At 55.8% G+C, this 23448-nt stretch carries 19 protein-coding genes and 4 pseudogenes; 13 read left to right on the top strand and 10 right to left on the bottom strand.

The genetic code is table 11. The annotated features are described in order from the left end of the window. Positions 1 to 24: 24 nt before the first annotated feature. Positions 25 to 366, top strand: coding sequence for a hypothetical protein (locus XM38_RS23830; RefSeq protein ID WP_080812515.1), 342 nt, complete (start codon positions 25 to 27; stop codon positions 364 to 366). Positions 367 to 440: 74 nt separating this feature from the next. Further along, positions 441 to 2411 carry a glycine oxidase ThiO gene (gene thiO, locus XM38_RS28490; protein WP_080812513.1) on the top strand — a complete coding sequence of 657 codons (1971 nt, stop codon included), beginning with the start codon at positions 441 to 443 and terminating at the stop codon, positions 2409 to 2411. On the opposite strand, the gene XM38_RS23820 is transcribed toward thiO, so the two are convergent. Beyond that, the gene (locus tag XM38_RS23820) at positions 2408 to 2821 is read right to left on the bottom strand and encodes an acyl-CoA thioesterase (protein WP_080812511.1); all 414 of its coding nucleotides are present in this window, start codon (positions 2819 to 2821) and stop codon (positions 2408 to 2410) included. The genes thiO and XM38_RS23820 overlap by 4 nt on opposite strands. 18 nt (positions 2822 to 2839) lie before the next feature. After that, positions 2840 to 4210, bottom strand: a complete 1371-nt coding sequence (locus XM38_RS23815; RefSeq protein ID WP_080812509.1) for an FAD-binding oxidoreductase — start codon at positions 4208 to 4210, stop codon at positions 2840 to 2842. Positions 4211 to 4357: 147 nt separating this feature from the next. Between XM38_RS23815 and XM38_RS23810 the strand changes: the two are divergent. Both XM38_RS23810 and XM38_RS23805 read left to right on the top strand, forming a co-directional pair. After that, a pseudogene (locus XM38_RS23810) lies at positions 4358 to 4564 on the top strand (Uma2 family endonuclease); the annotation flags it as partial. Positions 4565 to 4580: 16 nt separating this feature from the next. Beyond that, positions 4581 to 4739: pseudogene (locus tag XM38_RS23805) on the top strand (type I restriction endonuclease subunit M); the annotation flags it as partial. Between the two features lie 465 nt (positions 4740 to 5204). Here XM38_RS23805 and XM38_RS23795 read toward each other — a convergent pair. Next, a complete protein-coding gene (locus XM38_RS23795; protein ID WP_080812504.1) occupies positions 5205 to 6602 on the bottom strand; it encodes a Uma2 family endonuclease in 1398 nt (465 codons plus the stop codon). Between the two features lie 10 nt (positions 6603 to 6612). Next, a complete protein-coding gene (locus XM38_RS23790) occupies positions 6613 to 7119 on the bottom strand; it encodes a Uma2 family endonuclease (RefSeq protein ID WP_225889400.1) in 507 nt (168 codons plus the stop codon). Between the two features lie 108 nt (positions 7120 to 7227). Between XM38_RS23790 and XM38_RS23785 the strand changes: the two genes are divergently transcribed. Beyond that, positions 7228 to 8400, top strand: a complete 1173-nt coding sequence (locus tag XM38_RS23785) for a transposase (RefSeq protein WP_088431268.1) — start codon at positions 7228 to 7230, stop codon at positions 8398 to 8400. A 17-nt stretch (positions 8401 to 8417) separates the two neighbouring features. On the opposite strand, the pseudogene XM38_RS23780 reads toward XM38_RS23785, so the two are convergent. Together XM38_RS23780 and XM38_RS23775 are read right to left on the bottom strand one after the other, a co-directional pair. Next, a pseudogene (locus XM38_RS23780) lies at positions 8418 to 8624 on the bottom strand (Uma2 family endonuclease); the annotation flags it as partial. A gap of 531 nt (positions 8625 to 9155) precedes the next feature. Beyond that, positions 9156 to 9869: a Uma2 family endonuclease gene (locus XM38_RS23775; RefSeq protein ID WP_080814008.1), complete on the bottom strand. Its 714-nt coding sequence runs from the start codon at positions 9867 to 9869 to the stop codon at positions 9156 to 9158. 249 nt (positions 9870 to 10118) lie between these two features. On the opposite strand from XM38_RS23775, the gene XM38_RS23770 reads away from it, so the two are divergent. The 7 genes from XM38_RS23770 (at position 10119) to XM38_RS23740 (ending at position 19383) form a co-directional block, all read left to right on the top strand. Then, positions 10119 to 10970, top strand: a complete 852-nt coding sequence (locus XM38_RS23770; RefSeq protein WP_225889398.1) for a Uma2 family endonuclease — start codon at positions 10119 to 10121, stop codon at positions 10968 to 10970. Between the two features lie 223 nt (positions 10971 to 11193). Further along, positions 11194 to 12594 (top strand): 3-phosphoshikimate 1-carboxyvinyltransferase, encoded by a 1401-nt coding sequence (gene aroA, locus XM38_RS23765; protein ID WP_225889397.1) that lies wholly within the window; start codon positions 11194 to 11196, stop codon positions 12592 to 12594. 12 nt (positions 12595 to 12606) lie between these two features. Beyond that, positions 12607 to 14334, top strand: coding sequence for a GGDEF/EAL domain-containing response regulator (locus tag XM38_RS23760; RefSeq protein WP_080814010.1), 1728 nt, complete (start codon positions 12607 to 12609; stop codon positions 14332 to 14334). Between the two features lie 161 nt (positions 14335 to 14495). After that, positions 14496 to 14936 (top strand): hypothetical protein, encoded by a 441-nt coding sequence (locus XM38_RS23755; RefSeq protein WP_080814011.1) that lies wholly within the window; start codon positions 14496 to 14498, stop codon positions 14934 to 14936. Positions 14937 to 15080: 144 nt separating this feature from the next. Then, positions 15081 to 15602, top strand: a complete 522-nt coding sequence (locus tag XM38_RS23750) for a photosystem I assembly protein Ycf3 (RefSeq protein ID WP_080814013.1) — start codon at positions 15081 to 15083, stop codon at positions 15600 to 15602. 154 nt (positions 15603 to 15756) lie between these two features. Continuing rightward, positions 15757 to 16047, top strand: coding sequence for an Asp-tRNA(Asn)/Glu-tRNA(Gln) amidotransferase subunit GatC (gene gatC / locus XM38_RS23745; protein ID WP_080814019.1), 291 nt, complete (start codon positions 15757 to 15759; stop codon positions 16045 to 16047). Positions 16048 to 16338: 291 nt separating this feature from the next. Continuing rightward, positions 16339 to 19383 (top strand): PAS domain S-box protein, encoded by a 3045-nt coding sequence (locus tag XM38_RS23740; RefSeq protein ID WP_088431264.1) that lies wholly within the window; start codon positions 16339 to 16341, stop codon positions 19381 to 19383. A gap of 129 nt (positions 19384 to 19512) precedes the next feature. Here the strand turns inward: XM38_RS23740 and XM38_RS23735 are convergent, their stop codons facing one another. The 4 genes and pseudogenes from XM38_RS23735 to XM38_RS29290 form a co-directional block, all read right to left on the bottom strand. Further along, positions 19513 to 20883, bottom strand: a complete 1371-nt coding sequence (locus tag XM38_RS23735; RefSeq protein WP_080804995.1) for an IS4 family transposase — start codon at positions 20881 to 20883, stop codon at positions 19513 to 19515. Between the two features lie 90 nt (positions 20884 to 20973). Beyond that, positions 20974 to 21186 carry a helix-turn-helix domain-containing protein gene (locus XM38_RS29295; protein ID WP_391540795.1) on the bottom strand — a complete coding sequence of 71 codons (213 nt, stop codon included), beginning with the start codon at positions 21184 to 21186 and terminating at the stop codon, positions 20974 to 20976. Positions 21187 to 21199: 13 nt separating this feature from the next. After that, positions 21200 to 22266 (bottom strand): ISKra4 family transposase gene (locus XM38_RS23725; protein WP_088429129.1). Its coding sequence is split into 2 segments (ribosomal slippage): positions 21200 to 22110 and positions 22110 to 22266, totalling 1068 coding nucleotides; the frame shifts between segments, so codons are not numbered across the junction. Between the two features lie 72 nt (positions 22267 to 22338). Continuing rightward, a pseudogene (locus tag XM38_RS29290) lies at positions 22339 to 22464 on the bottom strand (transposase family protein); the annotation flags it as partial. A gap of 398 nt (positions 22465 to 22862) precedes the next feature. Between XM38_RS29290 and XM38_RS23715 the strand changes: the two are divergent. Continuing rightward, positions 22863 to 23438: a hypothetical protein gene (locus tag XM38_RS23715; RefSeq protein ID WP_088431260.1), complete on the top strand. Its 576-nt coding sequence runs from the start codon at positions 22863 to 22865 to the stop codon at positions 23436 to 23438. Positions 23439 to 23448 lie beyond the last annotated feature (10 nt).

The following is a 23448-nucleotide window of genomic DNA, read 5'->3' as shown; positions in this document are numbered from 1 at the left end:
GCGTAGGTAATTGCGAGGTGAGGCATGAGTCGCTACCTCATCGGTGGGGTCATTTTAGTGGTGGTACTGCTGACCTGGTTAGGGGTTGAGTCTGCTGCCCAATTTGGTGAAGGGGAAGACTTTACTGAAGCAGGGGACGACCAGTCTTTGACCCCTCTGCAACAGGCGGGGCAATTGGTAGAACGTCAAAGTCCAGCGGCTCGCACCGGTCTGGCGGAGGATGCGACCTTAACTCAAGAGGAGAACCAAGCCCAACCTACAGATACCCCCACACCTACGGATGAGCCAATGTCTAGCCCACCCCCCACACCGACTCCTACATCAGATCCGGTTGAGACTGACGATTCTATTCCTGCTCTCTGGTAGTGGGGCTACAGTCTTAGTAGGGTTAGTGGTTACCGCAGGCAAATATCAGCCAATCGTAGGATTTCATTGACATGATGACGGAGAGGACATCAGATGTCCTGGTAATAGGCGGAGGGATCATTGGTCTCGCCATTGCCCTGGAACTGAAGCAGCGGGGGGCCCGGGTACGGGTGCTGAGTCGAGAAGTATCGCAAGCGGCTAGCCAGGCCGCTGCCGGAATGCTGGCCCCCCATGCCGAAGTCATGGGTAGCGAAGCAATGTATACCCTATGCCGTCGTAGCTTAAGCCTCTATCCCGACTGGGTCAGTAAATTAGAAGGACTGACGGGGCAGGCTGTGGGCTATTGGCCCTGTGGCATTCTCATGACCCAATATCGGCGACCCGATGCCGATGCGATCGCATCTGCATCGACCAAACCGGTGCGCTGGTTAGAGGCTGAAACGCTGGCCCAGTATCAGCCAGGCCTGAGCGACAAACTGACGGGAGCGTGGTGGCTACCAGAAGATGCCCAAGTCGACAGTCGGGCCGTGATGCAAGCCCTGCGAGGGGCCGTTCAGGATCAAGGCATCGACATTCTGGAAGGGGTCGAGGTCGAAGGGCTGGTTCGACACCAGGGGGCCATCCAGTCAGTCCGTAGCCGCAGCGGTGACTTCCAAGCCGACCACTATGTGCTGGCTACTGGCGCTTGGGCTCACCAACTGTTGCCGCTACCCGTCTTTCCCCGCAAGGGACAAATGCTTTCCCTGCGCGTTCCCCACGGGCATCCCCAGGCCCAGCCTTTGCAACATGTGATCTATGGCCACAACCTTTACTTAGTGCCCCGCCGGGACAGGCGCATCATCATCGGCGCCACCAGCGAATCGGTGGGCTTTACTCCAGGGAATACCCCGTCTGGGCTCAATGACTTACTCAGTCGAGCCATGGAGCTCTGTCCGGCCTTGGCTGATTTTCCCCTAGACGAGTGTTGGTGGGGATTTCGACCCGCTACTCCAGACAATCAGCCCATCCTCGGGGCCAGTGCTTGCAGCAATTTGACCCTAGCCACCGGTCACTACCGCAACGGTATCCTCCTGGCTCCGATTACTGCCCAACTTGTTGCCCAAGCCATCTTAGAGCAACAGCCTGATCCCCTCTTGGCCGCCTTCTCTTGGCAGCGATTTCACCAGCCCAGCCCCTCGTCCACTACAGCCATCTCACCTCAACCCATGCAAATCCTCGACGCCCATCCCCAAGCTGCCAGCACCGGTCTCCGCGACACTCCTCTGACCATTGCTGGTCGCCCCTTCAATTCCCGCCTGATGACCGGCACCGGCAAGTATGAGAACTTCGACGTCATGGGCCAGAGCATCGCCGCCAGTGGCTGTGAAATTGTCACTGTAGCCGTGCGCCGGGTACAGGCTCAGGCCCCAGGTCATCAGGGCCTAGCCGAAGCCATCGACTGGAGTAAAATCTGGATGTTGCCTAACACTGCAGGCTGCAGAGATGTCGACGAAGCCGTGCGGGTGGCCCGTCTAGGCCGCGAGATGGCCAAACTGCTGGGCCAAGAAGACAATAACTTCGTCAAACTAGAAGTGATTCCTGACCCGCAATACCTGCTGCCCGATCCCATCGGTACCCTGCGAGCGGCAGAGAAATTGATCAAAGAAGGGTTTGCCGTGCTGCCCTACATCAACGCCGATCCCCTGCTGGCCAAACGCCTCGAGGAAGCAGGCTGTGTCACGGTCATGCCCCTAGGCTCTCCCATTGGCTCTGGCCAGGGCATTCGTACCCTGGCCAATCTAGAAATCATCATCGAGACGGCGGGCGTCCCGGTGGTAGTCGATGCTGGCATTGGCATCCCCAGCGAGGCGGCCCAAGCCATGGAAGCCGGTGCGGATGCCTTGCTAATCAATACCGCCATTGCTAAGGCCAAAAACCCAATTGCCATGGCCCGGGCCATGGCCATGGCGACCACTGCCGGACGCTTGGCCTATTTAGCCGGTCGCATTCCAATTCAGTCCCACGCCAGTGCTAGTTCTCCCTTGGCTGGTCGCATTACTAGCTAAGGCTCTCCCCACTGGGTTAACCAACGCTCCATGTTCGGGGGCAGGGGACGCCGCTGACGCCGATCCCCATCAATGCAGACATGGCGAGTCAACGCTGTCGCCGCTGGCTTATCTACCGGGTCCCATCCCAGTCGATAATGAATCTCATAGCTATGCTCGCCCACCCTAATGGGGGTGAGCCGAATCGTCACGGCATCGCCACATCGCAGCGGTCGATGGAAGTCGATGCTGGCATGCACGATGGGAAAGGCTAAGGGACTGGCTCGGAAAAAGGTCTGCGGAGAGATGCCAGTGGCGGTTAGAGAGGCTTCGTAGGCGCTGTGGCAGATCACTAGGCCATTGGCGAAGTAAACGACCCCTGCCCCATCGGTCTCATGGAAGCGGACAACATGGTGATAGTCAAAGGGCATAGACAGGTTCCGAAACGCTTATGGGCTAGCCTCTGCCCCTGATCGCTCTAACCAGCCCCGCATTTTGCCGGGGTTGAGTAAGCCATAGGGATCGACCTTGGTCTTAAAGGCCACTTGAGCGGTGTCAATGGTCTTACGGCCGCCATCCTCCAGGATATAGGTGTGGGGATTGGCGATGAAGGCCCCCTGGTCTTCGTGATATTGGATGATCTGATTGAGCCGGGCCGCCGTGCTATAGCGTACTAGCTGCAAAGCCGCCGGCATCACCCTACCTTCTGTGCGTAGAAACTCCAGGTGCATCATCACCTCGTCACCGAAGTGTCGATAACACTGCTCTACTAAGGCCAAGTCGGGATCATAGGGAAATAGGGTCTGCAAATAAGTGAAGGTTGGATCACTACTGCGGGCATGCAGAGTGGTATGGTTCCAGGTGAATTCCATCAAAGGTGTTCCCTTAGCCGCGTCTTGTGCAGCTTTGGTATAGGTAATAGTGCCACCCCACGCTTGCACCAGGGCTGTCAGTGGTTCTACGCAGGAATCAGCCACCATCAGCAGAGCCGCCGCCTTATTCTCTGGCAGATAAGGAGCCAGGGCCGTAAAGTAGCTAGGAATGGGCCAGGCATGCACACTAATGAGCTTCTTGACGATGCCATCGGCGTCGCCAAGGGCCTGACCAAAGCGAGCCGCCTGCATAAACTGCTCGAAGCTAACGATCACCTCGCTCCAGGGGTAGGCAGGGCCCAAGGGAATTTCTAGGCTAGTGATGATGCCATTGGTGCCGTAGGCATGGTTCACCTGCTGCACATTGTCGCCCCGTAACTCTAGGATGCGGGGCTGATCTTCCAGGGTAACCACCCGCACGGCCTGGAGGTTACCCCGATCCCGCAATTGGCCAAAGGTAATAGAACCGATACCGCCACTGCCGCCGCCAATAAAGCCACCAATAGTAGCGGTGCGATAGGTGGAGGGATACATGCGCAGCTCCCAACCAGATTCACGGGTAACCCGGTCGATGGCTGCCAGCTTAGCGCCCGCCTGCACGCAAGCTAGGCCGGGCTTGACCCATGCCACCGCGTTGAGTTTGGTGAGATCCAACACGACTCCGCCAGCTAGAGGAATGCACTGGCCGTAGTTTCCCGTGCCCGCCCCGCGAATGGTGAGGGGCACCTTGGCCTGGACACAGGCCCGGGCAACTTGCACCACCTCGGCTTCACTCCGGGGACGTACTACTAAATTCGCCACTTTATCTTGCAACTGGGTCTGCAACACCGGGCTGAAGTGATAGTAGTCCTTGGAGAGTTTCTCGATCTGACTCGGCTCCTGAATCGTTTCGATGGGGGTCAGGCTCTTGGCAAAGGCATCCCAGTCAATGGCGGAGGTGGCGGGCATATTTTAGTTAGGTGAGCAGGATTTTTCTTTAGTCTAAAAGGATTCTGACCTGGGCTGGGGACTTGGGGGACGGCACCAGTGCCATCAATCATCCTTAAAATTTGAAGATACGCTCCCCAGGTATTCGCCGATGACCGCTTTCACAATAGCGATAGCCTGCTGACCCTCCAGGCCAAAATGCAGGAGTATCAAGAAAACGGTGTTCGCTTAGGCTGGTTGTTCAACCCCCAAGATCAGCAGGTGGAAATCTATCGGCTCGGTCAGTCTATCGAGACCCTACAAGCACCCCAGCAACTCTCCGGAGAAGCCGTCCTGCCCGGTTTCGTACTGCATCTCACCCGTATTTTTAGCTAGTGGAATGACCGTCAACGACAAGCCCAGCCTCGACATCTTCTGGCTGCGGGACAAAAACCTCACCAACCTCGACAGCCTCGATGATCCGGATGTGCTGGCCCAGGAGATGGTCGAGAACCTGGAAGCAGGATTGGAGAGTTTTCGGGCGATCGCAACTGCCCTACAGGGATCTTAGGACATTTCTGGTAGAGACACTACCCGTTATCCAGGCCCCCAAATCCCCAATTTTGGGGATTTGACTCCTGTCCCCCCCAGGATTGGGGGGCTAGAGGGGCCTTCAGTCGGTAGAGTCTTTTCGAGAAAACACCTAAGCCGGGAAATCCTGGATCGGCTAGGAGCCAGAATCCAGTGCCTTCTTATATTCTGACTCCTGGCTCCTGACTTCTATTACGGAAATAACTTCCCGCCTTAGGGAATATGCCGTAATCTGGAAATGACTTGGCAAATATTGGGGGGCGATCACCGACCACCTCCTCATTACCCTCAAACAACGCTGCCACAACGACAACTTCGGCACCGAGTCTTGGAAACCTTCCCCACGTAGCTCTGCCTGCACCGCCATCGCGGCATTGGCTATCTAGCCGGTGATCCGAATTTGAAAAGCATCGACAGCCTATATCAGCTCGCGCTATCCAAATAATCACAGCTCCACTAAATGCCGCTCAATCTGCCAGAGCTGGTCAGCCGTGAGCCAGTTCTGATCCACCTGCAACAGATCGATGCGCCGCATATCAGGGTCAAGGTCTCGCAGCACATCATAGGCTCGCCACGAATCCTCAAGCTTTTCCCAGTAAACCAGGGTGATGTCTGACCAGTAGTTCAGCGGTTGCGCCATCGCTAAGTCGCCAATCACCCCCAATCGCCTTATTGAGAAATGGGTACGTAGTCGTTCTGCGGCTTCGCGAGCGATCGCCCACCACTCGGCTTTGCGCTCAGCATCCTGACGTTCCCCCTCCAACCGTTGCTTGAGGCCCTGAATCCAAGCGTAGGGTGGCAATAGCTTTACTGCACCAGCAAGGCCAAAGGTCATCAATAACATCGCAAGTACGTTCCGCGTACCAGGCGTCGAACCAATCAGCGGCTTCCCTTGGATAAACTCAAACTTTGCTCTGGGTGCCCAACTGATGTATTCCTCAAAGCTAATCGGCACTGCTTCTGCCTGAATGTTGGGAATAAAGAGCAACGACCCCCATCGCGGCCCTTCTTCTGCTGGTAAACGCTCAAATCCCTCTAATCTTTGCTCGACGATAAACAGAGAAGATGCCCATGGGTTGATTTCCTCTTCCTGCCACAGTGCATCGGCTTGAAACGCTAAACCTGGAACACTGCTCGGGCGATAATAGCCATCGTCTTCGATGGGTTGTAGCTGATACTGCTCTTCAACCAGACGATAAAACTCACAACGTTGAGTTTGGGGATCGATGAGCCAATACTCAGGCACCCCTGCTGTTTGGTAATAATCTCGCTTTGTTACGCGATCTACTTCTTCGTGGCCCTGTATCTGCACTTCCACCACCAGTTCCGCTGGCCCACTGAGAAAGGAGCCATATAGCTGGTTCAATCCTTCCCCTTTGAAGAACAATAGATCCGGCGTGAAGCCGTTATTGCTAAGGCGCATCACAAAGTCTCGACCGAAGGATTGTCCGCCTACCTCTTCAGCTAACCGAAACAAGCTCATAGACAAATTTTGCTGTAAGCGATGATGCGACCAGGTGACCTCTGCGCAGGCTGACTGCAAGTCTTCCGGGTTGAAGTTAACGCTGCACACTTGCGCTTCCAGACTGTTCAGCTTTTCATCAACCGCACCTGTCTCAGGTAGGGTCAAATCGTAGCCAACTGCTAGTGCTTGTATCCAGGTGTCTAGAGGGGCTAGGGCGATCGCGGCGTCCACCTTCCACCCGTGCAAAATCTGCCTTAACAGTAAGCGGCTCCCCACCAGGGAATTGCCCACGATGAGCCGACCGTCAATCAATTCCAGCTTGCCTTCTGGACGATGACGGGTGAAGTCCTCAAACCGTTCCATTGGGGTCGGATACATGGTGCGATCGCTACCCTTGAAACGTTTGGATTAACCAACGGGTCAGTGCCCCATCATCCTCAGCTTGACTGCGCTGCATGGCGTCTTCAACCGTTGAGAGTCCCAGCCCTGGCAACACCTGAGATTCCCGAATCTCTCGACTCCCGCCATCTGCAACTGCAAACGCCACTACCTCTGATATGGCCACATTGACGACCCAATACTCCTGCACTCCCAATCGCTCATACAGCAAGCGTTTCCGGCCTAAATCATCGCTCAAGGTCGTCGAAGCAATCTCTACCGCGAGTTGAGGAGCGCCATACACTTCAATATCAATGGGTTGATTGTTCAGGCTGGGCGATCGGAAATTCTGCCCTAAATAAAAGGCGATATCTGGCTGCGCCTCACGTTCACCTGTTTTGCGTAAAGAGGTACTCAGAAACTCGACAACCCTAATCATATTGAGGGCAGCAAACAGCGAGACCACCTTCAACACCACTGAATTTTCACGACCGTGTAGGGTACCTAATGCTGCCACCCTGAGTGCCTGACAGAAGTAGCTGAAAGGTAGTCATATCAGGACAAAGAGGAAATAGGCAGAGCTCGTGTGCGAGGCTGTAGTTACCACACTGACGGCCAAAGCGACATGCCAAGCTCTACCCAGCTCTATGATCAACTGCTGCACTATCTGCGTCAATACAGCCACTACCGGGACTTGCGCCATATCAAAGCCCTATCTTGGATGGTCACCGCCCTGATTTGTAGTGGTGAGCTGAGCCCACCTGCTTGGGAGTCCTACGTGATAAGCCGTGCCAACAAAGCGCAAAGCTTCGAGCGGCGGTGGCATCGATTTTTCGGCAACCGGCTCGTTGAGATAAATCAGCTCTACCTACCGCTGGTGCTGCTGACGCTGAGGCAGTGGGAGGGCAAGCGGCTGTATCTGGCACTCGATACAACGGTGCTGTGGAACCAATACTGCATGATTCACCTGTCAGTGGTGTGCTGCGGACGAGCAGTCCCGCTACTGTGGCGAGTGCTTGAGCATGGCAGTGCAACGGTGGCTTTTGAAGAATACCGCCCTTTGCTGCGCCGTGCCCGGTGGCTTTTGAGGCAGTACCCGAACCTAATGCTGCTGGCCGACCGAGGCTTTGCCAACCACGACTTGATGAGTTGGTTGCAAGCGAGCAGTTGGCACTACTGCTTGCGAGTGCCCTGCGATGTCCTGCTGCACGGGCCAAGGCGTTATCCGACTGAAGTGAGATATCTGTGGCCGCCAAAAGGCGAGGCGATTTTCTATCGAAATGTCAGGCTGTGGCAGGATGGCTCCCACCAGTGCAACATCGTGCTGGCGACGCTTAAAGGCGTCAAAGAGCCTTGGGCCGTCATCACCGATGAACCGCCTACCTTGCAGACGCTCTGGCGCTACGCGTTGCGTTTCAGAGTAGAGGAGCTGTTTTTGGATAGCAAATCAGGAGCTTTCGAGATTGAAGACTCCCGAATCCGCTCAGCGGTAACCCTTGAGCGACTTTATCTAGTGGCCGCTATTGCACTGCTTTATGGAACAACCACTGGCATGGCGGTTCAGATTGAAGGCCTTAGGCAGCAGGTAGACCCTCATTGGCGGCGCGGACTCAGCTACCTCAAGATTGGATTGCGCTGGCTTAAGGGAGTCGTTCACAAAGGACGACAGCTTCTAGAGCCGATAGCGCTGTTAGTCCGTGACCCAGAGCCTTGTTTTGCCTCCAAAAAAGCGGAGCACGACTATTACGACCAAATCTGGTTCTCTCGCATCCGCTCTCTATCCTGCCGACTAGAGTAAAAGATGTGTCAGGCAGTCAGGGTGAGATTACCGAAGGCATAGAAGTCTTGGCGATCGCTCCAGAGCCGTTCCAAACTTTGGATCAACAGCAATATCTGGCGCAGGTGCAGTTCAGTTTCCACGGGGGGTTCATCGCTGTAGAGGTCTCCAGGCGGAAAGCGTATGGCGTTTGATGATGCCTGCTCTGGTTGGGCCTGAAGGGATTCGGTAGTAGGCACAGACATAAGCGAAAACCGTCGTGGCAGTTAGGCTCAGTGTAGCAAGGGCAGACCTGGGCACAGCCTGCTACCCATCAGGATAAAGGGAGCCTAGTTGTAGGGGTGGTCATAGCCGCTGATGGTTCACGGCGGAGATCGAGATTCCACTCTGCGAGAAGCAAGCTACCCTACGGTCGGAATGACAGGGGAGTTTGATGCGATGGCCCCTAATCTCTGACCGGCGCCAACCCACTCTCATCTGGGATGCAGTCGTTTTTAGGCGGGACCCATAGACTTTTCTCTGGAACGCAATCATTTTTTGCCGGTACCGATCTATTTCTGCGCGGTCCCCATAGACCTTTGTCTGGGACAGCCGTCGTTTTTACGTAGGGCGCGGCTCAAGTCTGGTTTAGAGGACATTTGAAAACTCGGCTGACAGTCTTGCAAGGCAAGCGTTTTAGAGTTTATGGCTCTGTCAGCCAAGATCCAGTCTGGGGCAAGGTTGTAGGGTACTTTTCAAATATCCTCTTACACGAGTTGTCCTCATTCGAGCAGTGCTCATACCTGATCAGGATCAATCCCAAGCTCCCGCAGCCTGGCGATCAGTTGTTCGTTGCGTTGCCGCTCAGCTTCGGCACGCTGCCGCTCAACTTCAGCAGATTCTTCTGGCGTAGGCACCAAGGTTTTCTCAGCCGTGAAAAAGCGGAGCTGCTCTTCATGGATGCCCAGATATAGTCCTAATTGCTGACTCCAGCGCCAGCCCTGTTCAGTAGGGGCAATGGACTGATAGGTGCCATCCACCAGGTGAAAGCCCTCGAATTCCAGAGTATCGGGGTCAAACCAGAAATAATCGAGGGTGCGGAAGATGTCTTGGTAGATCTGCTTTTTCAGGCCGCGGTCCGTCTTAGCCGTCGACTCCGACAGCAACTCCACAATCACGTTCGGGTATTTACCATCTTCTTCCCACACCACCCAGCTTTTGCGCGGTTTGCGCTCGGTGTCCAGTACCACGAAGAAGTCCGGGCCTCGGAAATCTTCTGACTTCCGCTGGTGTGGACTGTAGTAAATGGTGAGATTACCGAAGGCATAGAAGTCTTGGCGATCGCTCCAGAGCCGTTCCAAACTTTGGATCAACAGCAATATCTGGCGCAGGTGCAGTTCAGTTTCCACGGGGGGTTCATCGCTGTAGAGGTCTCCAGGCGGAAAGCGTATGGCGTTTGATGATGCCTGCTCTGGTTGGGCCTGAAGGGATTCGGTAGTAGGCACAGACATAAGCGAAAACCGTCGTGGCAGTTAGGCTCAGTGTAGCAAGGGCAGACCTGGGCACAGCCCGCTACCCATCAGGATAAAGGGAGCCCAGTCGTAGGGGTAGTCATAGCCGCTGATGGTTCGCGGCGGAGATCGAGATTCCACTCTGCGGTCGGAATGACAGGGGGGCAGGGCAGGGGCGATGTTCCCTCCGGGTGCGGCGCCATGAACGCAGTGCCCCCTTACAATCAAGATAGCCGTTGGCCTGTCGCGATGATGACCTTTACCACCGGGCACTCCATTCCTCAAACCGTGCCACCGCGCCCTCCCCGCGAGACCCTACCCACCATGTATGATTTACCGAGCGAGTCTGTGGGGGAACCGGGTTTACCGGATGAATTTCATGATCTGCAACCCCAGTTACTCAGCCGCATGCTGACCCTGGCAGACTACAGCCGCGACCAGTGGTTTACCGGCTCAGACCTCAACCTTTACTACGATGTCCACTATCCCCGCTGGTACAAACGGCCGGATTGGTTTCTGGCCGTGGGGGTACCGCGGCTCTACGACGGGCATGATCTGCGCCGCAGCTATGTCACCTGGCAGGAAGGGCAAAACCCCTACGTGGTGATTGAGTTGTTGTCACCGGGGACGGAACCAGAAGACCTAGGGCGGTTTTATGGCGCCGAGGATGCGGTGGCATCGGCAGATGGCATAGAGGAACCATGGCCCATGGCAGCGGAGTCGCCCCCAGTGGGCTCAGAGCAGCCCCCCAGTAAGCTTACCGTCTATGAACAGTGGCTGCGAGTGCCCCATTATCTGGTCTACAGCCGTCCAACTCGACGATTGCGCCATTTTCAGCTGGTGGGGGGACGGTATCAGGAAGCGCCAGTGCAGGCGCCCCCTCCCCAGGCGTGGTTAGCCGACTTACAGATCGGTCTGGGGCTGGGGCTGGGGAGGTTTGAGGGCATTGCTGGTGATTGGTTGCGGTGGTGCAGCGCCGATGGAGGTTGGCTGTTGACGGATACCGAACAGGAACAGCAGGCCCGAGAAAGGGCTCAGGCTCAGGTGCTGCAAGCGGCTAAGAAATCTACTGGCCACCGGGATGAACGCTGGATCAGGTGACTACGCTATTGGGGCTCACGACAGCCCAGGTGGAGCAGGTGCGGTCTGGTAATGGCGGGGAGTGAGATTCCTTGCATCTGTGCCCTGCAACCCGGTCCCATCGTAGAATCCTTCTACTAGCCTGCACATCGCCATCAGCCCTGACCGCCCATCGCCATGTTCCAGCTCACGCCGGCAGCCTCCTCCCACCAGACCCTAATCCATCCAGACCCCCACTGATGGGGTGGCCCTGCAGGGGCGATTACGGGTGCCGGGAGATAAATCCATTTCCCATCGGGCCTTGATGCTGGGTGCGATCGCATCGGGAGAGACCCGCATTCAGGGACTCTTATTGGGGGAAGACCCCCGCAGCACCGCTCGCTGTTTTCAAGCCATGGGGGTGCAGATCTCGGATCTGGCGGCCGACTGGGTGACGGTGCGAGGGGTGGCCTGGGCAAACCTTGCTGGAGCCGGCCGATATCCTCAATGCCGGCAACTCCGGCACCACCCTGCGGCTGATGCTGGGGTTATTGGCCTCCCATCCGCAGCGCTTCTTCGTGGTCACACCGGGGACGACTCCTTGCGATCGCGGCCCATGGGTCGCGTGATTAAGCCCCTGAGCCAGATGGGGGCCACTATCTGGGGCCGCCAGGGCCAGAGCCTGGCCCCCTTGGCGGTGCAGGGCCAACGGCTGCGACCCCAGCACTACACCTCTCCGGTGGCCTCGGCCCAGGTAAAATCCTGTATTTTGCTGGCGGGTCTGATGGTGGACGGTCAGACCAGCGTCAGCGAGCCCAGCCTGTCTCGGGACCACAGCGAGCGCATGCTGCGGGCCTTCGGGGCCGAACTCACCCTGGAGCCCGACCGTCACACAGTCACCGTCTATGGTCCGGCCCAATTGACGGGGCAGACGGTGATCGTGCCCGGCGACATCAGTTCCGCCGCCTTCTGGCTGGTGGCCGCTGCCATCACCCCCGGCTCCGAGTTGATCATCGAAAACGTCGGCGTCAACCCCACCCGCACTGGCATCCTAGAGGCGCTGCAGGCCATGCAGGCCGATATCACCCTGGAAAACCAGCGACTGGTCACCGGCGAACCCGTAGCCGATCTGCGGGTGCGCCACAGTCAACTGCAGGCGGCCCACTTCAGCGGCGCCTTGATTCCCCGCCTGATCGATGAAATCCCGATTCTGGCCGTGGCCGCCCTGTTCGCCAAGGGAACCACCGTGATTCGCGATGCGTCAGAACTGCGAGTGAAGGAATGCGATCGCATCACCGTCATGGCCAATCAACTCAATCGTCTCGGGGCCCAGGTCACCGAACACGCCGACGGCCTCGACATTCTCGGTGGAGCTACCCTACACGGCAGCGACGTCGACAGCCACACCGACCACCGCGTCGGCATGAGCCTCACCATAGCCGCCCTCAGGGCCCAGGGCGTCACCCAGGTGCAGCGAGCCGAGGGCGGCGGCGGTCTCCTATCCCGACTTCATTCCCACCCTGGCCCGCCTCTGTGGCCAAACCCCAGCTTCAGCCCCATGTTAATCCCTGATGAAGGGGCGGCCACCCCCGTGGCAGGGGAACGGCTGGGCTCAATAATGGGGACCATGGGAACGCCTAAGATGATGTCTACAGCTGTGACCTGATGAGCGGTCGTCATGCATAAAATCCTGGTCATCGGACAGGATAATCGAGAGCGCAAGTCTATCCTTAAACTCCTGATCGGGGAAGGGGTAGAGACCGTGGTCGCCAAGGATAGCACCGACGGTCTGCCCCTGGCCCAAGCCGAGCAACCCGATCTGATCCTGTGCACCCTCGACTTGGATGGTGGCGATTCCCAAGCCCTATTGCAGGCGCTCCAAAGCAGCCCAGATGCCGCCGTCATTCCGGTGATTTTACTCACCGTCCGCAGCGACCGCACCTATCTGCGCCACTGCATCGAACTGGGAGCCGATGACTGTTTAACACATCCGGCCACCCCCACCGAACTCATGGCCGCCATCCGCAGCCGCCTGCAGAAACAGGCCCGCCTCACCGAGCGCTACGTGGCGGTGCTGCGCAAGACCGCAGAACGGCTCAATCGTCTGGCCCACTACGACCACCTGACCGAGCTACCCAATCACCACCTGCTGCGTCAACGGCTGCGCCAAGCCATGTCTCAAGGCCCCGTCGCCCTACTCTGCCTCAGCCTCGATCGACTGCGCCAGGTGAACAATACCCTGGGCCATCCCGCCGGCGATGACCTGCTGCGGTTAACCGCCAGTCGCCTCAGGGCATCTCTGCCCCATGGCACTACCGTCGCCCGCCTCACCGGCAATCAGTTTGCGATTCTGCTCTCCCATCCAGGCTCTCGCGAGGCCGTGCGCACCGTCGCCAATGATCTGATCAAGCGCCTGTCGTTGCCCTTTGCCCTCACCGGCCAGGATGTCTTTGTCACCATCAGCATCGGCATCGCCCTCTATCCTAACGACAGCACCGATCTCGACACCCTGTTGCGGCAGGTCGATGCCGCCCTGGAGGGCGCTAAGCGTCAAAAAAGCCACTACTGCCAGTTCTACCGGGCCGATATGCCCGTGGTCTCCGGGGACGATCTGCAGCTGGAAACCAATCTGCGCTATGCCCTAGAACGCCATGAGTTCGATGTATACTATCAGCCCCAGCGGGTGTTGGGCCGCCAGCGATCATCATCGGTGCCCGCCCTCAGCGCCGAAGCCCTGATCCGCTGGACCCACCCCCAACAGGGATTCATTTCTCCAGGGCGGTTTATTCCCCTGGCCGAAGAGACGGGGCTGATTGTGCCCATCGGGGAGTGGATTCTGCGCCAGACCTGCACCCAGGTCAAAACCTGGCAACAGCAGGGACTCCCCCCGATCAAGGTGTCGGTGAACCTCTCCAGCGTCCAGCTGAATCAGCCCCACTTGCCCCAGACCATCGCCCAGATTCTGCAGGAAACCGGCCTCTCTCCCCAGTTACTGGAGTTGGAGTTGACCGAGACCGCCCTGATGCAAGACGCCACCGCTGCCTTGGCCATGCTCTCAGAGCTGAAGACCCAGGGCCTCAGGATTGCCGTGGACGACTTCGGCACGGGCTATTCTTCCCTCAGCTATCTGAAGCAATTTCCCATCGACACCCTGAAAATTGATCGCTGCTTCGTCAATGGGCTGACCACCGATGCCAAGAATCAGGTGATTCTCACCGCTATGATCGAGATGGCCCACGCCCTAGACCTCTATGTGGTGGCCGAAGGGGTAGAAACCGAGGCCGAATTAGCCCTGCTGCAGGATTACCAGTGCGACAGCGTCCAGGGATATTTGCTGGGTCAGCCCATGGCCAGCAAAGACTTCTACACCTGGTGTCAGGCCATGACCCTAGAGCAGGCCAGCTGACGCCTGCCCTGACCAATGCCTGGCTCATACCCCGCGGCCGCACCGCCTCGGTAGCAAATGGCACATCCCCATGAACGGGGCTTCAGCCCTTGATGCCTTGCCCCCAGATCTGGGCACACTGGGGATAACACTCAAATATCGTCTCTTTTAGCCAACCATCCATGTGGCGAAATCTACGCAATCAGTTGGCCAGTGTGCAGACCTATCCAGAGCTCAGCCCCGATTTATCCCTGCGGCGTCAGGTGAATCAAGAGTTGCGATCGCGTCCTGCCCTGCCTCCAGAACAATGGCATCACGCTCATTGGGTGCCCCCTCATCGGCCCGTTCCCCTGCCGCAAGAGTTCACTATGTTTCTATACAGACGGTTGAGTGACTATTCCGGACTCTGTTTCGGTCGCGTTTACCCAAGCGATCGACTCTGCCAAGATCTAAAATTTCCACTGGTGTGCTGGTTCGACTGGTCTATGACCCTCTGCGACGACCTATTTGAGCGTTACGGCGTCGATCTCAGCGAAACCATCGACGAAAGCCAGTGGAACACAGTCAATGACCTGTTTACCTCTCTTCATAGCCAGCTACAGACTCTGCACGGTCTACCCTAGAGTCGCGCTGACGATAGCCGCCTACGGATTACTCGGGACCAGCCCCAATCTGGCACTGGACTTGGTTTAAACTGACTGGTAACCGTTAATGCTTAGTCACTACCACCAGTGATGGCTAGTGGCTAAGGCGAGCCGAGGTCATCTATGCCTAGAACCCAGCGCAACGACAACTTCATTGACAAGACCTTTACGGTCATGGCGGATTTGATCCTCAAGCTCATGCCCGCCAAAGATAATGCCAAGCAAGCCTTCGCCTACTATCGCGATGGCATGTCAGCCCAGTCAGAAGGAGAATACGCCGAAGCCCTAGAGAACTACGAAGAGGCCCTAAGACTCGAAGAAGATCCCTACGACAAGAGTTTCATTCTCTACAACATGGGATTGATCCATGCCAGCAACGGTGAGCACGACAGGGCCCTCAGCCATTATCAACAGGCCTTAGAACTCAACCCCCGCATGTGTCAGGCCCTGAACAATATCGCCGTGATCTACCACTACAAAGGGGAAAGGGCCACAGCCAACAGCGACAGTGACACGGCTGAGAAGATGTTTGATGAGGCGGCGCGCTACTGGATGGAAGCGATTCGGATTGCCCCCAACAACTACATCGAGGCCCAAAACTGGCTGAAAAATACTGGCCGCATGAAGATGGACATGTTTTTCTAACCTGGGCTACCCCGTCGGTTTTCTTTTCTAACGGAGTCCCAGTTCCAGCCTCTGCTCCTTTATCCCTCTTTAGCTCACCCAGCCTCTATCGAGGGATGCAACCACGAAAACTGGCAGGAATGCTTGATTGCTGCCTACCGCTATTGACCTACCCATGATTGATCTTGAACAAGTTCGCAAGGTGGCGCTGCTGGCTCGCTTAGAGCTAACTCCTGAGGAGGAGCAGCAGTTTACCACTCAACTGAGCAGCATCCTGGAATATGTCGAGCAGTTGAGTGAGCTCGATACCGAAGCTGTGGAACCGACGACTCGGGCCCTTGAAATCAACAATGTCACCCGTCAAGATGTGGCGGAGTCCTTCCCGGCCCGGGAGCAGATGCTGGATAGTGCCCCCGAGCGGGAAGAGGATTACTTTAAGGTGCCTAAAATTCTTGATGAGGGCTAGAAGGCTCCTCTCTGGGGTCTGGCTTGGGTATCGATGATGTTTCTGTAAGCAGGGGCTCCTTAACTCCAATCGTTTCCTGATGTGGCTGTAGACATTGTGAAATAAGGGGGTAATGCGGAGGCAAATCTAGAGCTGACAGGATTACTACGGCGCTAGCCAGATAGCGTACGGCAATATGGACTGATTAGAGCTGGCAAAAATACCTAAGCTCGACTCGATCTGAGAAGATTGTGTGGCTTGCCTTAGACAACTGATCGTGTCCTTTGCTTCTCGATTAGCGGCGGTTTCGCGATGTCCTCGCCCTTTAACCCAGCCCCATCTTTAGACGGCATGACTGGCCCTGGAGTCGATGCACTACAACAGTTGGCAGACTTACCAGTGGCGGCCTACTGTCGCCACATCGACGCAGAGGGCAGGCTAGTGGCATGGGACGCCGCTTTAGAGGCTATGGTGGGGCCATTAACGGCAGGCCAAGGCTGGCAGCAATGGGTGGTGCCTCAGGACTGGCCCCGGGTACGCCAGATGGTGGCAGAAGCCGTGACTACTCGGCAACCGTTTACGCTGAATTACCGCATCCAGCGTCAGGATGGACGGGTGTGTTGGCTGTGCGATCGCGGCCAGGTCACCTCTCGTTGCGATGATCTGACTCTGTACCTAACCGGGGTGGTGTTTGAACTCCCCGATCGTGTGGTTGCGCCGGAATATCCCGCCAGCGATGTCACTAATCAGGCCATCATCCGGGCCTTGCCGGATTTAATTCTGCGGATGCGCCGGGATAGTCCCCTCTATGAAATTGTCACCCCGGGCAATGTCAATCTCTTGATGGCGGAGGGGGAGATCCTCAATATTTTTGATGTCATGCCGGCTGAGCAGGCCCACAAGCGGCTGCACTACGTGGCTCAGGCCCTGGATATGGGAATGCTGCAAATCTACGATCAAGTCCTGTTTTACCAGGATCAGATGCAGCATGAGGAGGTGCGAGTCGTTCCCTGTGGTGGGGATCAGGTGTTGGTGATCGTGCGGGATGTCACGGACCACCGCCGGGCCGAAGCGACGTTACAGCGTCTGAACCAGGAATTAGAGACCCGCGTGGCCGAGCGCACTCAAGCGTTGCAGGCATCCGAGGCAGACCTGCGAACGCTGTTTGACCATATCTATGCGGCCATTTTTATCATCGCTCTGGATGGCACCCTGCTGGATGTGAATCAAACCATGTTGTCTCTCTATGGAGTGGCACGGCAGGAGGCCCTGCAACGCTCCTTTCTGGCCGACTATTCTGGCCCCAATAATGCGCCTGAGCAGCTGGCCCAGGCTTGGCAGCAGGCGTTGGCGGGGGATACCCCTGCCTTTGAGTGGCAAGCCCAGCGGCTGGATACGGGCCAGTGCTTTGAGGTGGAGGTGGTGCTGCAGCAGGTCACCTTGGGGCAGCAGCAGGTGGTGCTAGCCAATGTGCGGGACATTCGCGATCGCAAACAAGTCGAGTGCCTGCTGCGAGAGTCGCAGCAATTGCTGCAGCTGGTGATGGATAACATTCCCCAGTTGATCTTCTGGAAGGATCGGCAGTCGGTCTATCTGGGCTGCAATCGGCAGTTTGCCAAATCCATCGGCATAGACAGCCCCGAGGCCATTGTCGGCCAGCGAGATGCCGAGCTGCCCTGGACTCCCCAGGAACGGGAGTGGTATCTGCGATGCGATCGCACCGTCATCGAGACTAACCAGCCCCTACTGAACATGCTGGAAACCCATCACCAAGACGATGGTAACCAGATCTGGCTGGAGGCCAATAAGTTACCCCTGCACGACAGCGAGGGACAGGTGGTAGGTATCCTCGGCACCCTGCAAGATATCACCGAGCGCAAACAGGCGGAGGATTTACTGCGGGAACAGGTACGCCTATCCACGCTGCGCGCCGCCATCGACTCGATTCTGACCCGGGGAGAACCGCTGCAGGCCATGCTGCAGGGCTGTACCGAGGCTCTGGTCAAAATTCTGGAGGGCACTGTGGCCCATCTTTGGCTGTTGGATGCCGGGCAACAACTCCTGCAGCGGCAAGCCACCGCTGGCTACCCCGACACCGCCCCACCCTTGCCCGATCAGATGCCCCTAGCCACCTCGTCCCTGGGGCAAATCGTGCAACAGCGCTGTCCTTACCTCAGCAATGATCTCTCCATGGATCCGCAAATGCAAGCTCCCTGGGGCGGCCACGCCGACCTAGTGGCCTTTGCGGGTTACCCATTAATCGTCGAGGACCAGGTCTTGGGGGTGCTGGCCGTTGGGGTGCGGAAACTCCTAAAACCCTCTCTGCAGGGATGGTTAGCCCTCTTGGCCAACGAAATTGCCCTGGGCATCAAGCGGAAACAGACAGAACTGGCCCTGCAACAGTCTGAAGCTCGGCTGCGGCAGCAGACCCACGACCTAGAGCACACCCTCCGAGAACTGCAGCAGGCCCAATTACAGCTGATCCAGAGTGAGAAAATGTCGAGCCTGGGGCAGTTGGTGGCTGGGGTTGCCCATGAAATTAATAACCCGATGAACTTCATCTATGGCAACCTCAACCATGCCCGCACTTATATCGAAGATTTATTGCAGCTGATCGAGCTCTATCAGCAACACTATGCCGACCCCGCCCCTGCGATCGCAACGGCCATTCACACCATTGATCTGCCCTTTCTCTTGGACGATCTGCCGAAGTTATTGAACTCCATGAAAGTGGGTGCCGATCGGATTCAGACCATCGTGTCATCCCTCAGTACCTTCTCACGCATGGATACTGCCACCGCTAAGGTTGTCGACATTCACGAGAACCTAGACAGCACCCTGATGATTTTGCAATATCGCCTGAAGGCCCGTGGTGAACGGCCAGCCATTCAAGTCACTCGACATTATGGCGATATTCCCCCAGTGCACTGCTATCCCGGCCATCTCAATCAGGTATTCATGAATATCTTGGGCAATGCCATCGATGCCCTCGAAGAAGTCATGCCCCGCCACCCCCATCCCCAGCTTCAGATTCAAACGGCAATGGACTCCCAGGGCAGGCTAGTAGTTACCATTGCCGACAATGGTCCCGGCATTCCCGCCGACATTCAACCCCGGCTATTCGATCCCTTCTTCACGAGCAAGCCCTTGGGCAAAGGTACCGGCCTAGGCCTCTCCATCAGTTATCAAATTGTCACCGAGATTCATCGCGGCCAGCTCCGGTGTCAGTCTCAAGTTGGCCAAAGCACTTGCTTCACCATCATCCTGCCCCAGCCTCTGCCCCAATCCCCAGCCCCAGACCATGCCGCCACCCTCCCAGGTAAACTTCCCAACGCCTCAGATTATCTCCAGTCCTGACTCCGTTTTCCCCAAGCAATCCCCAGGTTTTCCCCAGTTTATCCCAATGTTTTCCACAGCCTTGGGAAAACTCAATACCGTATTGATCTCTTAGCAGACTGTGGTCGAATGGCACTGACGTAAGCCCTATCAAGCGACCAGCTTAGCTTTCAGGACCGAGCGGGGTTCTTGCATTCTTGGAAAAGGTTTAGGACGACGTTTGACGACTCGAGGTTCTGAGCGGTTCGGTCGAGGGGGAATTATCAGCTCTCGCACAGCGCTTAACAAGGCTTGGTACCCCTGCCCTCGCTTGGATGGAGCCAGATGCAGGAACTCGGCTCGGAAGTGATTGAATTGTTGCCGAGTGCCCTGCAGGGAGACCCGTAAAGCGCCGACCTCAGAGTGGGCTGTGGCATCCCACATCAGCGTCCGCAGCAGATTGTAGCTCACCAAATGCAGCCAAATACTTTTGGTTACCATGGCCGGCGTTTTGGCCGCAATCATCTCCATGGCTAAGGTGGTCTTGAGATGCCTGAGATTGACTTCGCTAGCCTGCCAACGGCGGTGATAGAGTTCGGCCAATTTGGCTTTGGGATAGCGTTTAGGGTCTCTCAGCGTGGTCACCACCACTACGTTGGTGGGGCGAAACCCAGGCACCTGAATCGAGAGATAGACTTCCCGCACCTCAATCGACTCGGGCAAGGCCCCAAGCTCCCCAGATGAGAGGGCCTTGGGGTATTGTTTCGGGCGCTGCCAACGGACGATGTGGTCGCCAATGCCTAATTTTTTGCCTCGCCTGAAATCACAGCGGCGCTGATGATGCTTGCGAAAGACGGCATCGGCTCCCGTCAAGGCGACCCAGGCCAGATCCACATAGGTGCCATAGGCTGAATCGGCCACCACCACATCCTCCGGGCGCAGCTTCCGATAGAGTTGGCGGGCCAAGCGCCATTCACTCACCCGAAAGGGGGCCATCGCCACCTCCAGGACCGCGCCGGTCGTCACACAAAACCACACCTGCAGCTTGAGAATGGGAAAGCCACAGCCGGCTTTTTGATTGCTGTGTTGGGGATACGCCGCTTGATTGGCTGCGGTATCACTCATCAAGACGGTCGTCGCATCAAAGGCCTTGACCGGACGACCACACCACCGTTGAGCGGGCGGCACCTTCTGTCGCAAGGCCCTCGCTACCCGCTGTAACAAAGGCGGGAAAATTGACTCGGGAAGACGTTTTCGCGCTTTACTGTAGCCCCCGGTATCGGCTGACGGCACCGTCAATCCCGACAAGCTCATCCAGGTCGTCACCCGCTTGACGGCATGACTGAGACTACCATCGACATCGAGCACTTGGGAGAGCCAACTCCAGAGCACCACCATGGGCGTGTATAACACTCGGCGATACCGGATTCCTTGCTCGTTCAGCACTGACTGAATCTCAGCTTCCGGCAGCACCTCGGCAAACGGGAGAGCGATACTGTTCTGGTATTTCTCCTTGAGGACTTCGGCACGATTCGGCATCATAGAGGCATAGTTATGGGCTTCAACACTTCGATTCTTACAGATCAAGCGCTTGAAGCCTTTTCTGCTCTCTTATGTCAGTGCCATTCACCTTTAGGTCTTTTTTGCAATGTACTTGACAATCGAGGCCACCTCCTCATCTGTCAATCCATTATTCATCGCGACGTTATGGGCATCGTTATGAATCAATTGCTGCACCATGGCTTTGCAAAATCGATCGGTATGTTTCCGCCGTTTCCCGACAAAGTTTAATGGTTCACTAAAGGGTTTACCGCAGGTCAGACACTTGAACTGGGAGCATCTCAAAGTTGCAAAAACATCAACAATCGTAGGCTCTATTCAGATAGGCACATCGCACCTGCAAGGCTTGCTGAACATTGTCGGGCACCCATTGAGCGCCTGGGAGTTTCATGCGATGGTCAATCTGCTTGATGGCTGACTCAACTGCACCTGAGCCAATCGAACAGATTTGTTCAGCTTGAAAATAGCCGTAATTCACAATTCGGTGACGATGTCGCTCCAAGTAATCACAGAATCGCCGGGCTTGCTCCAGAGCGCAGTCGGTAAATAACGCCTGGGTTTCATCAACCCGCCCTTCCCATAACAGAGCTTTGGCTTGTTTCAGCCGTTTTAATGAGCCCCCAACTCCATAGAGGTTTTCGACCAAGTGGTACCAATCGAGAATTTCTAAACGGGTTTCCACGGTGGCGATGGGACGAAACACCGCCCAGACGCCCCGATGCCCATCGCCAAGGCAGATGATGGGGTTCGCTAACGGTTGGCTATTTAGCCAGTCTTGCAGCCAGTCATTTGCCTGAAACGCCGCCCCATAGTACAGATTCTCGACCCGAGCACTCTTGTATTCTTTCCAGTAACTGGGTTCGCCTTTTTCCGGATGCCGCAGGCGCACTTTACCGCCATCGACACTGATCTCGGTGACCGTCTGCTTCGCCTCCGGTGGGGTCTCACGTTGGCGTTGCACGAGGCGTTGCAGCGTTGAATGACTCAACGACATCCCCGTTAAAACGGACACGTCGGTTTCGCCTTTCCCATAGCTTTGGCAGGCCGCAACCCGCAACGCACATTTCTCAAAGAGCGGGCTGAGACGACCGTGGGGTTCGAGGCCCAACCGCTGGGCTTGCTGTTCCCGAATCGGGAGGGTCCCCAGAACACTTTTTAGCTGCCGGGGGCGTCCCCGTTGGGTTTGGGTGCACGCTTCGACAAAAAAATTCCCACTTCGGGACTGACGTGCTCCAGCATCTGCTGCCGCACCGTCGTTTCAATGCCTTCAAGTGTGTCAACGGCTTCAGGAGGGCTATTGCGATGCAGAATCTTGGCAATCTCGCGGCTATGCTGGGCTAAGGCGGCTTGGTCTTCGGGGGACAAGAGCTTTTGGGGTAGAGACTACCCTTTCATCTCAGCACAGATGCTGGGTTCTCGCAAAAATGAGATGCTCCCCTTGAACTGCCGTCGATTAACCCTGAGTAACACCGTCCGGTCACTGATGCTTAGATCCCGCACAAGATAGGGATGATTCTGATGAACATGATGACTGTCTTGGTGACAGCGAGGACAGGTTGCTCGGTCAGTCTGAGCTTCAACATCTAGAATCAGCTGGTCACCGAGGTCGTAGTAATCTTCAACTTCAACCCCAGGCAAATTCAGAAGCTTGGTTAGAAGGGGTTGCATTGTCTTCTCCTGTATAGCTCGCTACATTAGCATAATAAACCCAATAGAACCGTTTTTATCTATCAATAAGGACAATTAAATCATTTCTGAATCTCTTACCTAGCGTGATCTCCAGAGCTTATCTTATACTATAAATAGTGGAAAATAAACAGTTTCCCAGATCAGGCTGTAGCCAATCATGATAGTTGATAGCGGCGAAGATATTTACACCTGGCTACGCTACCTCTGAGGAATCAAGAATGGCTACAACTGCTGAAAACCGAAAACCTTGAAGTATCCTAATTCGATGATAAATGAACACTTCTCGAATTACACGAAAGACAGGTATAGATACTGATACCTCTCAACTTCTTGACTTTATCAAGGCACCAATAGAAGACATAATTCATGTTCTTGATAGTGTAGTCCCAATTGAGATTCAGAGAAACGTTTATGGCAGGCGCATTAGAGTAGACAATTCAGGATATTTATTTTATCAAATTAGGGATAATGCATGGACTACCATAGAATATATCGCTACCGGACATTTACAAATTAGTAGGTATATCCCTGAGGTTATAAAGGCTTTAAGGGTAAAGGCTGTCCACTATGAATATAACGATACAACAGAATTCATGAATTATGTATGTTTTGACTCAACGGGGGTGTTAGATTCATATGGTTCTAATAATGTTTCCGAGCAATATTTTGAGGAAGATGTTGATCCAGTTTCATATGTTGATCAACTTCTAAAAGATCAGGGAATCTATGCGTTATGTGGCAGGTGGTCAGGCCATTTTGCTGATTCAGGAAGTTCGTTAGAGATTATTGATCCGTCCATTTTGCCCGATGATTTTATGGCCTTTCACTATATCATTTTACCTCAGTAAGCGTTCAATA

The organism is Halomicronema hongdechloris C2206, assembly GCF_002075285.3.
Classification (GTDB): Bacteria; Cyanobacteriota; Cyanobacteriia; order Phormidesmidales; family Phormidesmidaceae; genus Halomicronema_B; species Halomicronema_B hongdechloris.
Note: the sequence above shows the minus strand (reverse complement) of the source record. Positions and strands in the feature narration are given on the sequence as shown.

Coding starts and splice junctions, on each gene's coding strand:
- XM38_RS23830 (WP_080812515.1), top strand. CDS start 25: ATGAGTCGCTACCTCATCGGTGGGGTCATTTTAGTGGTGGTACTGCTG.
- thiO (WP_080812513.1), top strand. CDS start 441: ATGACGGAGAGGACATCAGATGTCCTGGTAATAGGCGGAGGGATCATT.
- XM38_RS23820 (WP_080812511.1), bottom strand. CDS start 2,821: ATGCCCTTTGACTATCACCATGTTGTCCGCTTCCATGAGACCGATGGG.
- XM38_RS23815 (WP_080812509.1), bottom strand. CDS start 4,210: ATGCCCGCCACCTCCGCCATTGACTGGGATGCCTTTGCCAAGAGCCTG.
- XM38_RS23795 (WP_080812504.1), bottom strand. CDS start 6,602: ATGTATCCGACCCCAATGGAACGGTTTGAGGACTTCACCCGTCATCGT.
- XM38_RS23785 (WP_088431268.1), top strand. CDS start 7,228: ATGCCAAGCTCTACCCAGCTCTATGATCAACTGCTGCACTATCTGCGT.
- XM38_RS23775 (WP_080814008.1), bottom strand. CDS start 9,869: ATGTCTGTGCCTACTACCGAATCCCTTCAGGCCCAACCAGAGCAGGCA.
- XM38_RS23770 (WP_225889398.1), top strand. CDS start 10,119: ATGATGACCTTTACCACCGGGCACTCCATTCCTCAAACCGTGCCACCG.
- XM38_RS23760 (WP_080814010.1), top strand. CDS start 12,607: ATGCATAAAATCCTGGTCATCGGACAGGATAATCGAGAGCGCAAGTCT.
- XM38_RS23755 (WP_080814011.1), top strand. CDS start 14,496: ATGTGGCGAAATCTACGCAATCAGTTGGCCAGTGTGCAGACCTATCCA.
- XM38_RS23750 (WP_080814013.1), top strand. CDS start 15,081: ATGCCTAGAACCCAGCGCAACGACAACTTCATTGACAAGACCTTTACG.
- gatC (WP_080814019.1), top strand. CDS start 15,757: ATGATTGATCTTGAACAAGTTCGCAAGGTGGCGCTGCTGGCTCGCTTA.
- XM38_RS23740 (WP_088431264.1), top strand. CDS start 16,339: ATGTCCTCGCCCTTTAACCCAGCCCCATCTTTAGACGGCATGACTGGC.
- XM38_RS23735 (WP_080804995.1), bottom strand. CDS start 20,883: ATGATGCCGAATCGTGCCGAAGTCCTCAAGGAGAAATACCAGAACAGT.
- XM38_RS23715 (WP_088431260.1), top strand. CDS start 22,863: ATGAACACTTCTCGAATTACACGAAAGACAGGTATAGATACTGATACC.